The organism is Peribacillus sp. P4_C12 (assembly GCF_056402095.1).
The window spans coordinates 17,526-31,106 of record NZ_JBFUIB010000029.1; the positions used below are offsets into that span (position 1 = coordinate 17,526).

Annotated in this window: 11 protein-coding genes; 1 reads left to right on the forward strand and 10 read right to left on the reverse strand. The window is 40.7% G+C overall.

What is annotated here, in order from left to right; all coding sequences use genetic code 11:
* Window positions 1–59: 59 nt before the first annotated feature.
* A complete protein-coding gene (gene ytvI, locus AC1DUW_RS07900) occupies window positions 60–1,187 on the forward strand; it encodes a sporulation integral membrane protein YtvI (RefSeq protein ID WP_053347271.1) in 1,128 nt (375 codons plus the stop codon).
* Between the two features lie 90 nt (window positions 1,188–1,277).
* Here the strand turns inward: ytvI and aceA are convergent, their stop codons facing one another.
* The 10 genes from aceA to AC1DUW_RS07950 form a co-directional block, all read right to left on the reverse strand.
* Complete coding sequence (aceA, locus tag AC1DUW_RS07905) at window positions 1,278–2,561, reverse strand: isocitrate lyase (RefSeq protein ID WP_053347272.1); 1,284 nt, start codon at window positions 2,559–2,561, stop codon at window positions 1,278–1,280.
* A gap of 45 nt (window positions 2,562–2,606) precedes the next feature.
* Window positions 2,607–4,199, reverse strand: coding sequence for a malate synthase A (gene aceB, locus AC1DUW_RS07910; protein ID WP_053347273.1), 1,593 nt, complete (start codon window positions 4,197–4,199; stop codon window positions 2,607–2,609).
* A gap of 427 nt (window positions 4,200–4,626) precedes the next feature.
* The gene (locus AC1DUW_RS07915) at window positions 4,627–5,019 is read right to left on the reverse strand and encodes an FxsA family protein (RefSeq protein ID WP_053347274.1); all 393 of its coding nucleotides are present in this window, start codon (window positions 5,017–5,019) and stop codon (window positions 4,627–4,629) included.
* Window positions 5,020–5,100: 81 nt separating this feature from the next.
* Window positions 5,101–6,861, reverse strand: a complete 1,761-nt coding sequence (gene pyk / locus AC1DUW_RS07920) for a pyruvate kinase (protein WP_053347275.1) — start codon at window positions 6,859–6,861, stop codon at window positions 5,101–5,103.
* A gap of 140 nt (window positions 6,862–7,001) precedes the next feature.
* A complete protein-coding gene (gene pfkA, locus AC1DUW_RS07925) occupies window positions 7,002–7,961 on the reverse strand; it encodes a 6-phosphofructokinase (protein WP_053347276.1) in 960 nt (319 codons plus the stop codon).
* Window positions 7,962–8,231: 270 nt separating this feature from the next.
* Window positions 8,232–9,230 carry an acetyl-CoA carboxylase carboxyl transferase subunit alpha gene (accA, locus tag AC1DUW_RS07930; protein WP_053347277.1) on the reverse strand — a complete coding sequence of 333 codons (999 nt, stop codon included), beginning with the start codon at window positions 9,228–9,230 and terminating at the stop codon, window positions 8,232–8,234.
* Window positions 9,227–10,090, reverse strand: a complete 864-nt coding sequence (gene accD / locus AC1DUW_RS07935; RefSeq protein ID WP_053347278.1) for an acetyl-CoA carboxylase, carboxyltransferase subunit beta — start codon at window positions 10,088–10,090, stop codon at window positions 9,227–9,229. Before accD ends, accA begins: the two co-directional genes overlap by 4 nt.
* Window positions 10,091–10,180: 90 nt before the next feature.
* On the reverse strand, window positions 10,181–10,810 hold the full coding sequence (locus AC1DUW_RS07940; RefSeq protein ID WP_083450830.1) for a FadR/GntR family transcriptional regulator: 630 nt from the start codon (window positions 10,808–10,810) through the stop codon (window positions 10,181–10,183).
* Between the two features lie 5 nt (window positions 10,811–10,815).
* Complete coding sequence (gene ystJ / locus AC1DUW_RS07945; RefSeq protein ID WP_053347279.1) at window positions 10,816–12,057, reverse strand: NADP-dependent malic enzyme; 1,242 nt, start codon at window positions 12,055–12,057, stop codon at window positions 10,816–10,818.
* Window positions 12,058–12,168: 111 nt separating this feature from the next.
* Window positions 12,169–13,581: helix-hairpin-helix domain-containing protein (locus AC1DUW_RS07950; RefSeq protein WP_477642300.1), on the reverse strand; the 1,413-nt coding region annotated here is incomplete at its 5' end.

Sequence of the window (13,581 nt, forward strand, 5' to 3'; positions counted from 1 at the left end):
TTCTTTTCCAACGTCGTTACAATTATAATACAAAGTTTATGTTAGAAGGAGGGGATGTCTTGAATCCTGTTTATATTTATCGTTTCATTCGTTCTTTACTGGTCATCGGAGGCATAATTTTAGGTGGAATTGCCTTGTTCTATTTATCTAAATATACATATCCATTCATTATTGCCATGATTATTGCTTTCTTGATGAACCCTCTGGTTACTTTTTTTGAAAAGAAAGGCCGGTTACCAAGAGGATTGGCTGTTTTCGTTTCCCTTTTACTCATTTTTCTTTTATTTGCAGGACTCATTACCCTGCTGGTTACTGAAATTATTTCAGGTACCAATTACCTTGCTGGTGTCATACCTCAACATATTGAAACTATAGTAGATTATATCGAAACATACATCGCGACCACTATCATCCCTTTATATAATCAAACAACCGCTATGTTCAATAATTTAGATATCGAGCAGCAAGACACCGTCCTCAAGAATATCCAAAATATTGGCGAATCCATCACTACTGGTGTTAGTAGTTTTATTCAAGCGTTCTTAAAAAATATTCCCGCAATCATCGGCTGGTTTCCAACTACTGCAACAGCACTCCTCTTTACCCTACTGGGCACTTTCTTCATTAGTAAAGATTGGGATCACTTCGGCCGCATAACGGGAAAGTTTTTACCTGATAAGATTTTTGCAGGTGCCAAGCGTTTATTCCGGGATTTAAAACGAGCTTTATTCGGGTTTATCCGGGCACAATTCACACTTGTTTCATTGACAACGGTTACGATCTTGATTGGTTTACTCATTTTAGGAGTGAATTATTCAATTACAATTGCATTAATTTGCGGATTGGTTGATATCATTCCCTATTTGGGTACCGGGACCATATTTATTCCATGGATTATTTTTGAATTCATTACAGGGAATACTAGCCTTGCAATTGGTTTGTCTGTGCTTTACATTATCGTAGTTGTCCAGCGTCAATTAATTGAGCCCAAAGTTCTTTCTTCTAGTATCGGATTAGATCCACTTGCTACTCTCGTTGCTTTATTCATCGGTTTCAAATTAATCGGTTTTCTGGGACTGATTGCAGGGCCTGTGGTCCTTGTCATATTTAATACACTTCAGCGCGCCCATGTCTTTAAGGCCATTTGGTCATTTATTATCGGAGCGGATTCAAATAAAACCACCTAAAACTTTAGAGTTAACTTTAATTAAGAAAACTCTCGTTCCTATAAAAAAGTCCGCCTCGAGTTTGAGGCGGATTTTTTTATAGTCTATCTATTATTTTGAAGTCTCAAATTGTTCTGCTTCAGTAGAGCCAGCAAGTGCTGTTGTAGATGATGTTCCACCAGAAACTACTTGTGCTACTTCATCAAAGTAACCAGTTCCAACTTCACGTTGGTGACGAGTTGCAGTATAGCCGTCAATTTCACTAGCGAATTCTGCTTGTTGAAGTTCTGAGTATGCAGCCATTCCACGGTCTTTATAACCAAGAGCAAGGTTGAACATGCTGTGATTCAATGAGTGGAAACCTGCAAGCGTTACGAACTGGAATTTATAACCCAATTTCCCCAATTCAACCTGGTAACTAGCAATTTCTTCATCACTTAATTTTGCTTTCCAGTTAAATGATGGTGAACAGTTGTAAGCAAGTAGTTTACCAGGGAACTCTGCATGAATCGCTTCAGCAAATCGGCGAGCATCTGCTAGGTTTGGTTCAGAAGTCTCGCACCAGATAAGATCAGCATATGGTGCATATGCTAGACCACGTGCAATCGCTTGGTCAAGACCTGCGTTTGTACGGTAGAATCCTTCTGGAGTTCGTTCACCTGTGATGAAAGGTGCATCAACTGGATCGATATCATCAGTGATCAAGTCTGCAGCATCTGCATCAGTACGAGCAATTAAAATAGTTGGTGTTCCCATTACGTCTGCTGCTAAACGAGCTGATACTAAGTTACGTACTGCAGTTTGCGTTGGGAGAAGTACTTTACCGCCTAAATGACCACATTTTTTCTCGGAAGATAGTTGGTCTTCAAAGTGAACGCCAGCAGCTCCAGCTTCAATCATACCTTTCATTAGTTCGAATACGTTAAGTGCACCCCCGAAGCCTGCTTCAGCATCTGCTACGATTGGAGCAAACCAATCAATATCATCTTTTCCTTCAGCAAAGCTAATTTGGTCAGCACGTTGCAGTGTTTGATTAATGCGTTTAACAACCTGTGGTACAGAGTTAGCTGGGTATAAGCTTTGGTCAGGGTACATTTGTCCAGCGATATTAGCATCAGCAGCTACTTGCCAACCACTTAAGTAGATTGCTTTTAAACCAGCTTTTACTTGTTGCATTGCTTGGTTACCAGTTAATGCTCCTAGTGCGTTAATGAAATCCTCTGTATTTAAAAGGTTCCATAGTTTTTCAGAACCACGGCGAGCTAATGTTTGCTCGATATCGATAGAACCTCTTAATTTGATAACTTCTTCAGCAGAATAAGGCCGTTTAATTCCAGTCCAGCGTGCGTCATTTTCCCAGCTTTGTTGTAGTTGTTGCGCTCTTTCATTAGTCATTATAATTTCCTCCTAATTTATATTAAACTATTAATTAACTAAATATTAAGATAATTGTTCATATGCCGGATTTGTTAAGAAATCCGCAAAGTCATCTGCTGCAATCAATTCTTCAAATAGTTTAGTAGACTCTTCAAATTTCCCTGATTTGAAAGCTTCTTCTCCTACCTCTGATTTAATGACTGCTAATTCTTCTTCTTTAATCTGATGGAATAATTCTTCGGTGATTTTTCTACCATCTTCTAAAATACCTTTTGGATGACGAATCCACTGCCAAACTTGAGCACGTGAGATTTCAGCTGTTGCTGCATCTTCCATTAGGTTATGAATAGGAGCAGCGCCTCTTCCACTTAGCCAAGATGCAATATACTGGATGCCTACGTTAATGTTCGTCCGTAATCCAGCTTCCGTTATCGTTCCTTCTGGTACTTCTAGCAATTCTTCTGCTGATACTTGAACATCTTCACGTTTCCGATAGATTTGATTCGGTTTTGGAACAAGTAGGTCAAACACCTCTTTTGCTGTACTTACCATGCCTGGGTGGGCGACCCATGTCCCATCATGACCGTCTCTCGCTTCGCGTTCTTTATCAGCGCGTACCTTAGCAAACGCCTCGTTATTTTTGACCGGGTCATTTTTGACTGGAATTTGTGCTGCCATCCCGCCTATTGCCGGAGCATTACGAGTGTGGCATGTTTTGATTGCTAATAAGGAATACGCTCTCATGTTCGGGACAGTCATCGTRACCTGTAACCTATCAGGGAAGATAACATCATCCGAGTGACGGAATTTTTTCAGGAAGCTGAAGATATAATCCCAGCGGCCACAGTTCAGGCCTGCGGAATGATCTTTCAACTCGTACAGAATTTCGTCCATTTCGAATGCTGCAAGAATCGTTTCAATCAAGACAGTTGCTTTTATAGTTCCTTGCGGGACTCTTAAATCGTTTTGTGCATAAACAAAGACATCATTCCATAATCTTGCTTCGATATGGCTTTCCATCTTCGGTAAGTAGAAGTATGGACCGCTTTCTTTTTCGATTAATGCTTTTGCGTTGTGATAAAAGTATAGTCCAAAGTCGAAAAAGCTAGCTGATATTGGCTGTCCATTTAAAAGAACATGCTTTTCTTCTAGGTGCCAGCCGCGAGGCCTTACTTTTAAAACAGCTGTTTTTTCATTTAATGCGTATACTTTTCCATTTGGATTTTCAAATGAAATGGTACCGCTAATTGCATCGCGTAGATTCAATTGACCATCTATACAATTTTCCCAAGTGGGTGAATTGGCATCTTCAAAGTCAGCCATGAAAACATTGGCACCTGAGTTCATAGCATTAATGATCATCTTACGGTCAACCGGTCCAGTGATTTCAACCCTGCGGTCTTGCAAGTCATTCGGGAGGGGCGCAATTGTCCAATCACTTTCACGAATATGCTTCGTTTCTTCAAGAAAATTAGGTAGCTTGCCTTGATTTAGGTCCTCTTGAACGATTTTACGTTGTTCTAAAAGTTCTTTTCTTCTTTCACCGAAATGCCGTTCAATTCTTTCGATAAATTGAAGAGCTTCCGTTGTAAGTATTTGTTCATATCCAGGCTTAATAGTACCTGTAATTTGTAAGCCTTTTGCTTCAGTAATCATGTTGCTTTCCACATCCTTTCAAGCTCTTTTATGTTATAATACAGTTGTTTCTTTTCTTGATTGTATTATATAACACACTGCGTAAATTTGTCACCAGTTTTTTCTAAAAAAAATTAAAAAAGAGAATATTTAACTTGGAAAAGCCTGGTATAACAACATTTCTCTTAAAAAATAATTAAAAAATTCTGATATTTTATACTAGTTTTACTTCCAAAAATCCATTCTTGATCAGTGAAACAGGCAAAATCTTACCCCAAAAAATTTCTCTCATGACTGGCCGCTATAATTAAAAACGTAAACAATGCAAGAGCCTTTTCAGTAAAAATGCAAAAAAGCATCCTTAGAAATACCGGGGATGCTAATGATAAATTCATTTCTCTAACCAAAAGAGGCTGTCTAAAAAGCTTAGCTTTTAGACAGCCTCTTACTATTTATGGCGAATAATCGTTACTTTTCCTTTATTCATCCTGTTCATAATAAACCGGATAACGATCGGTTTGAGGAGATTCCGGGTTGGCGGAAATACTAGGATTAATCCTATGATATCCGAGATAAGTCCCGGTGATAGCAACAATGCAGCCCCAAGAAAGATACAGATTCCATCAATGATTTCATTTCCTGGCATCATTCCGTATCGAATCTGTTCCTGCGCCTTTTTCCATGTTTCCATTCCTTGCCGCTTGGCCAAATAGGCACCGATTAAACCGGTAACTACAATCAGGAACAGTGTTGGCCAAAAACCAATCACATTACCTGACAACAATAAGACAATAATCTCAATGACCGGCATCGCAATGATAAACAATAAAAAATATTTCATCTACATTCCTCCTGCACAGCCCACGTATGGTGCGGTACACTCATCTTACCTCATTGGACCGAAATCATCCAAAATTTCGTTCTATAAAACGTTAGCATGTCCGTCATAAATGATTCCGCGACTAGCATCGACCGTAATTCTTTGTTTATCCTTAAAGATTTTGGTCGCATCTTCTGCTCCAACGATAACCGGAATGCCCAAAGTGACTCCCACAACAGCTGCATGGCTTGTCAAACCGCCTTCTTCAGTAATCAATGCAGCACACTTTTGAATTGCCGGCATCATATCCCGATCAGAACCAATTGTAACTAATACAGATCCTTCAGTTACTTTTTCCAAAGCTTCCTTGGAATTCCTAGCTATAACCACTTCACCTTTCGCAGATTTCCTGCCGATTCCTTGAGCCTTCAAAAGAACCTCTCCTAATACATGAATTTTCATCAAGTTAGTCGTTCCTGTTTCACCTACAGGCACACCAGCTGTAATGACGACTAAGTCTCCATGGGATACTAATCCGGAATGCAGACTTTCATCGATTGCCGTTTGGAGCATTTCATCCGTGGTCGTCGCTTTTGGTCCAATCTGCGGGTAAACTCCCCAGGCCAATGCAAGTCTTCTTGAAACATGATCATTAGATGTAACAGCGATAATCGGTGCCTTAGGACGATATTTAGAAATCATCCGTGCCGTATGACCGCTCTCGGTAGGCGTAATGATTGCGCCGACATTTAGATTAAGCGCCGTATGGGCAACAGACTGGCCAATAGCATCCGTGACATTATGACGATTCACTTTGCTTCTTACTGATAATATTTCCCGATAATCAAGGGCTGTTTCTGCACGAGAAGCAATGTTATGCATCGTTTGAACGGCCTCAACAGGGTAGGTCCCAGCTGCTGTTTCACCGGAAAGCATGATGGCATCAGTTCCATCAAAAATGGCATTGGCCACGTCACTTGCTTCTGCACGGGTCGGCCGTGGGTTACGCTGCATCGAATCGAGCATTTGCGTAGCTGTAATAACTGGTTTCCCGGCATTGTTACATTTTTTGATCATTTGTTTTTGGACTAGTGGCACTTCTTCTGCAGGAATTTCCACTCCTAGGTCTCCGCGAGCTACCATCAAACCATCTGACACTTCCAGGATTTCATCAAGACGGTCGACGCCTTCTTGATTTTCAATTTTAGGGATGATTTGAATATGTTCCGCTCCATTCTGTTGCAGAAGTTCACGCACTTCTAGGACGTCAGATGCCCTACGAACAAAAGAGGCAGCAACAAAGTCAATTCCCTGTTCAATTCCAAATAGGATGTCCTGTTCGTCTTTTTCCGTGATGCCTGGTAGGTTAACTGAAACACCTGGCACATTTACACCTTTTTTGTTTTTAAGTGTTCCACTGTTTAAAATTTTCGTATGGATTTCTTTTTTGACTTCATCCACCTTTAACACTTCAAGACCAATTAAACCATCATCTAACAAAATTCTGGATCCCGGATGGACATCATAGAGAAGTCCCTCATACGTAATAGAAAATTTTTCAGGCGTTCCAAGGACTTCATTCATAGAAATACTGACTTCATCACCAGCAGTCAACTCGATAGCATCGTTCTCCATATTATTCGTCCTTATTTCCGGACCTTTTGTATCTAAAAGGATAGCAACCTGTTTCCCTGATTTCTCTCCCGCTTCCCTAATGTTACGGATTCTAGCGGCATGCTCCTCATGATTGCCATGAGAAAAATTCAGCCGAGCTACATTCATTCCTGCTTCTATTAATTGAACCAACTTTTCTATACTTTCACTTGCGGGGCCAATTGTACAAACAATCTTGGTTTTTCGCATGGTGTCAACCTCCTCTAAGAAAAACTCGCCGACTGTCCACCTTTTGGCAGACATGGCGTAGTAGTTATAAGCTTACTTTTTCAAATATTTGAATACTTTCTCAGCACTGATTTCTTTCAATAAACCTAAATCTGTACCAATTAAATTGATAACTCTGCGGATAGATCGTACATTTTCTTGTCAATTGTATGCTGTTTCGCAAGTGCTTCGATGATATCATAATCAACTAGTATATTTTGTTCTATCCCGACAGCCTTGCCGCCTTTGCCTTCAAGAAGCAATTCTACAGCACGTGCTCCGAGTCGGCTTGCCAACACTCGATCAATTGCTGTGGGAGATCCGCCGCGCTGAACATGGCCAAGCACTGTAACACGCGTTTCAAAACCTGCTTTTGCTTCAATTTGTCTGGAAATATCAACGGCGCTTCCAACACCTTCAGCGACAATAATGATACTATGCTTTTTCCCCCGGTCATGTCCGCGGTTCAACTTACCAATCAACTCTTCCATATCATATTTATATTCAGGACATAGAATCGTTTCTGCTCCGCCAGCAAGACCTGCCCAAAGAGCAATATCGCCCGCATTTCTTCCCATTACTTCAACCACATAAGTTCTTTCATGAGAAGTTGCTGTATCTCGAATTTTATCGATTGCATCGATTACCGTGTTTAGAGCCGTATCAAAACCAATTGTAAAATCTGTACCTGGAATATCATTATCAATCGTTCCAGGAACCCCGATACATGGAAAGCCTCTTTCAGTTAATGCCTTCGCTCCCCGATAGGAACCATCTCCACCTATAATAACAATGCCCTCAATACCAAACTTATTCAATTGTTCAATAGCTTTTAGCTGACCTTCCTCAGTCTTAAATTCCGGACAGCGAGCCGTATGTAGCATTGTGCCGCCGCGATGAATGATATCACCGACCGATCCAAGTTCAAGTTGCCTTATATCTCCATTTATCAGACCTTGATAGCCATGATAAATTCCGAAGACCTCCATCTCATGAAAAATCGCTTTCCGGACAACAGCTCGGACTGCCGGGTTCATACCTGGAGAATCTCCTCCACTGGTTAATACACCTATTCTTTTCATTATTGTCACCTCTCTACAGCACTAATCAAAATTAAGTTCACATTAACTTTCGTTATTACATTGTACCCTTTTTCTACCTTCAATAAGCAATCACTTTTTCACTTTTGCTTACTTGATGTTCTAAGCCTAACCGATTCTCTTCAGAAATTGAAGTAAAATGGCGTAAAAGTTTGGATTCTTCACTCAAACATATATATATGTATGCTTCCCTAGTAAGGCTGAAAAAAACGTGTTGCCCTTGGCAGCACGTTTTTTCCAGTTGATAAATGCTTATGAATGCTGTCCAACTTCCTTAGGTTTCCCCTCTGGTTGTTTTTCAAATTCATATTCACCAATTTTCTTAAATTTCATATAACGTTGATTGATCAGTTCATCGCTATCCAAAGGAAGCAACTCATTAAATGAACGTTTCAGAATATCCTTAATGGCTTCAGCCTGTACATTAGCATCTCGATGGGCGCCGCCTTTCACTTCAGGAATAATCTCATCAATGACCCCTAAGCGATTTAAGTCAGGAGCCGTGATTTGCATTGATTCCGCGGCCCGTTTAGCCTGGGAAGCATCCTTCCAAAGCAAAGCAGCAGCCCCTTCAGGAGAGATTACTGAGTACGTTGAATTCTCTAACATGAAAATTCGATCTCCAACTCCTAGAGCCAAAGCACCACCACTGCCCCCTTCACCGATGACAATACTGATAACCGGCACCTTCAGTCCTGCCATTTCAAAAAGGTTTTTCGCGATGGCTTCACTTTGTCCGCGCTCTTCTGCCGCTTTACCAGGGAAAGCCCCCTTCGTATCTATGAAACAAATAATCGGACGATTAAATTTTTCAGCCTGTTTCATTAGACGCAAAGCTTTTCGATAGCCTTCTGGATGGGGCATACCAAAGTTACGACGGATATTTTCCTTCGTATCCTTCCCACGCTGATGACCGATGACGGTCACAGCTCGACCTTCAAATTCGGCGATACCAGCCACAATTGCCTCATCATCTCCATAATAACGATCACCATGAAACTCGATGAAGTCATTAAATAAAAGAGGAATGTAATCAAGAGTTGTTGGACGAGCCGGATGTCGAGCGATCTGTACACGATCCCATGGTTTTAAATGATTATAAATATCGACTTCTAACTTCTCGAGACGTTTTTCCAAAGTTTCGATTTCAACCGTCAGGTCTACATCAGCATCCTTCGTTATTTCCTTCAGCTCTTTAATCTTACTTCGAAGCTCTGTAACAGGACGTTCAAATTCTAATTCGTAAATCATAACCATTCACCACCCGGGGCATGGATTTTAAGGATTGTTGTCAAGGTTTCTTTTAATTCCGTACGTTTAACTACCGCATCTAATTGCCCGTGCTTCATCAAAAATTCAGACGTTTGGAAATCCTCTGGAAGATCTTCGTGGATCGTCTGTTCAATGATTCGACGTCCCGCAAAGCCAATTAGGGCTCCAGGTTCAGCAAGGTTAATATCCCCAAGGGACGCAAAACTTGCTGAAACTCCGCCTGTAGTAGGATGTGTCATCATCGAAATAATCAGACCGCCTTCATTACTGAACATCTTTAGAGCAGCACTGGTCTTAGCCATCTGCATCAAGCTAAGAACACCTTCCTGCATCCGCGCGCCGCCTGATGCTGTAAATATGATAAACGGAATCCTCAATTCTCCAGCCCGTTCAATCGCCCGGGTAATTTTTTCCCCAACGACAGAGCCCATGCTTCCCATCCTAAAATTGGAATCCATGATAGCCGTGGAAACTTGGTAGCCATTAATGCTTCCTACCCCTGTGACCACTGCCTCATTAATCTTGGCTTTCTTTTTATCCTTTTCCAGCTTCTCCAGATAATCCGGGAACTGAAGTGGGTTAACTGAAATCATTTCTTTATCAAATTCATTAAAACTACCGGCATCAAATAAATATTCAATCCGCTCATGAGAGGACATTGAATGATGGAATCCGCAATGCAGACAGACTTTCTGGTTTTTCACTAATTCTTTTGTATACATGATTTTTTTACAGCTGGGGCATTTAGTCATAATTCCTTCTGGTACATCTTGTTTCTCACGATCTAAAGGAACCGTTGCATATTTCTTCTTAGACTTCGCAAATAGCTCTTTAAGCAAGCTTAATCCTCCCTTTACCACCAATTATCTATATTATGATACTTGGCCCAAACTATATCAAAAATAAAATTAGTATCGTGTAAAAAGGTGTCACTCGTCCTTCGACATATTTCTAATTCTAATTAGATACGTTTCAATGGCTTTTTCTTCATCTCGTTCGAGCAAATATGTAAGTAATGCAAGATAATCTTCCTTTTTTGTATTACCCAGTACCGGCTCTGATGTTCTAGCATAACTGTTGACAATGCGCCAAATTCTTTCAAGCAATCGATTGCGATTTAATATGGCAATTCTTAAGAAGAAATCATCATCAAGAAACTCGTCATCTTTGACCCAGACGATTAATTGTTTGATTTCTTCAGCTGTAGCGAAAAAGGCTACAATCCGTAAACAGTCAATTTCAATCAATCTTTTCGTCTCAGCTAAATCTTCTTGTACCTTTTTGTCTTGCAAAAAAAAGGTTCCCAGAAGCTCTACTAACTTATGCTCCTGGAAATCCCTGATAAACGTCCCTTCACCACGTCTTGTTTCTATCAATCCTAATAGCTCTAAGGCACGCAATGCTTCACGGACAGAGGAACGTCCCACATTCAGTCGATCCGATAACTCCCGTTCAGAAGGGATTTTATCTCCTGGTATAAGGCTGTCCGCTTCAATCATGCTACGTAGGCTCTCAACAACATCGAGATAAATTTTGGATGAAGAAGTACGATCCGCCAAAATAATTATTCCTCACTTTTTCCAATGATCGCTAATTTTCTTGTTTTTTCTTTAATTTCTTCTGGATCCACTTTAATTCTCGCCACTCCTGTTTCCATCGCTGCCTTGGCCACAGCCGCCGCAACGGCAGGTGCTACTCTTTCATCAAAAGGAGCAGGAATAACGTAGTCTTCGTGAATCTCATGTTCTTGTATTAAACCGGCAATTGCCTGAACAGCAGCTACCTTCATTTTTTCATTGATATGGGTCGCACGTACATCTAAAGCCCCACGGAAGATTCCAGGGAAGGCAAGAACGTTATTGACCTGGTTTGGAAAATCGGAACGTCCTGTCCCAACTACCTTGGCACCAGCTGCTTTCGCTTCCTCCGGCATGATTTCCGGATCAGGATTAGCCATAGCGAAAATGATTGCATCCCGGTTCATGGTGGAAACCATTTCTTTGGTTAACGCGCCAGCTGCAGAAACACCGATAAAGACATCCGCATCTTGAATAACTACTTCTAGAGGTCCTTCAACCCTATTTCTATTGGTTACTTTGGCCACTTGTGCTTTTATCTCATTCATGCCTGTCGGACGGCCCTCATAAATAGCACCTTTCGTGTCACACATAATAATGTCACGTACTCCATAGCTATAAAGCAATTTAATGATTGCAATGCCAGCAGCACCGGCTCCATTTGCTACCACTTTAATTTCTGATATTGATTTATTTACAAGGCGTAAAGCATTTACAAGACCGGCAACAGTTACAATTGCTGTCCCGTGCTGATCATCATGAAAAACAGGGATATTCATTTCTTTCTTAAGCCGTTCTTCAATTTCAAAACAATTCGGTGCAGCAATGTCCTCTAAGTTTACTCCGCCGAATGTAGGCTCAAGTAATTTAACAGTCTCTACAATTTTATCCACTTCTGTCGTTTTTAAACAAATTGGAAAAGCGTCGACTCCTGCAAAACTCTTAAATAAAACGGCTTTACCTTCCATAACTGGCAAAGCAGCTTCTGGTCCAATGTTTCCTAGTCCCAACACAGCCGTTCCATCAGAAATGACAGCCACAGTATTCCCTTTCATCGTATAGTCATAAACTGTCTCAGGCTTCTCGTAAATTTCTTTACACGGTTCCGCGACACCAGGAGAATAAGCCAAGCTTAAATCTTCGGCATTCCTAACCGGTACCTTTGAAACTGTTTCTAACTTTCCTTGATTCAAGCGATGCATATGTAATGCTTCTTCTCTTAACGTCATAATTTCACTCCTAGAACGAATTGGTCAAACCGAATATATATGCTGAAATCTAGTGGTCAGACCACAGCGGCCTATTTTCAATATAACATAACTATTAAAGTTGTAAAACAGTTATTCTCTCTTATAGACTACATTCCCTTTTCCAACCATGTCAATTAATGCCTGTATTAGACTGTCTGTAGGATTGACCCAATCCCAATAAGATAGCTGTACATAGCGATTTTCCCGCTGATAAAAAAGCATGACCTTCGTTTCACCACTATGTTGCATTAAAATTTTTTTTATTTTTTGAAGAGTATCCTTTGTTTGCTTTTCAGCTTCAATTTTCAAGAATAGTGTTCCATTTATCCCCTGTTTCATCTTTTTCACTTGTTCAAGCGGGTATACATGCTGGATAATGAGCTGGGTTTTCCCATCTCGCTCTTCCAATGTCCCTTTAAGCATAACAAGCTGCCCGTGATTCAAGACCGCAGAATGATTTTTATACACATTTGGGAACACGACTGCTTCAATGTCCCCTTCTTCATCACTAACGGTTAAAAAGGCCATAACATCGCCTTTTTTTGTTCTAATGGTTTTAACCGCCGTTATATATACTCCGAGTAGGACTTTTGACTCTTTTTTATTAATTGCTTCGTCAATGGTTAAGCAACCGAAATACTGAAAAAGATCTCTGTAGCTTGTCACTGGATGATTTGAAAGATATAGTCCCAGGACACTTTTTTCCAAGGAAAGTTTGTCTTCAACGGGAATAGGGTCGACATAGTTATATTTTGGTTTGAGTGAAAACTCCCCATCCGAAAACATATCAAATAAATCATCATCTGGATTAACCAATTCGGTATGGCTGATTGCTACGTCCAAACTCGCTAATAATGTAGCACGGTCTTCACCGAATTCATCAAATGCACCTGAATGGACAAGCGCCTCCAACACTTTTCGATTGACAATTTTCCCGGAAACTCGCAAACAGAAATCGAATAAATCAGCGAATTTCTTTTGGCGCCTGGCCGCAAATATTTCTTTTAAAACTGTACCGCCTATTCCTTTGATGGCTCCAAGGCTAAAACGGATCCCTTCCTTTTCTGATAAAAACGGGAAGCCGCTTTGATTAATAGAAGGAGGCAGAACCTTAATCCCTTTCTTTTTGGCCTCACGGGCATATTGGGAAATCTTATCATCATTCCCGACGACCGATGTCATAAGGGCTGCCATAAAATATTCTGGATAATAGGTTTTTAAGTAACCTAGTTGATAGGCTATGACACTATAAGCCACTGCATGACTCCGGTTGAATCCATAGTTAGCAAAGCGAACAATTAACGTATAAATTTCTTCAGCCGTTTTCTCAGTATATCCTTGGTTCAAAGCACCACTTACAAAATGCTGCCGCTCCTGGTCTAGAACTTCCTTCTTCTTCTTCGAGACAGCCCGGCGTAATAGGTCAGCTTCCCCAAGTGAGAATCCGGCAAGGCGAGATGCAATTTGCATAATTTGTTCTTGATAAACGATGACTCCGTATGT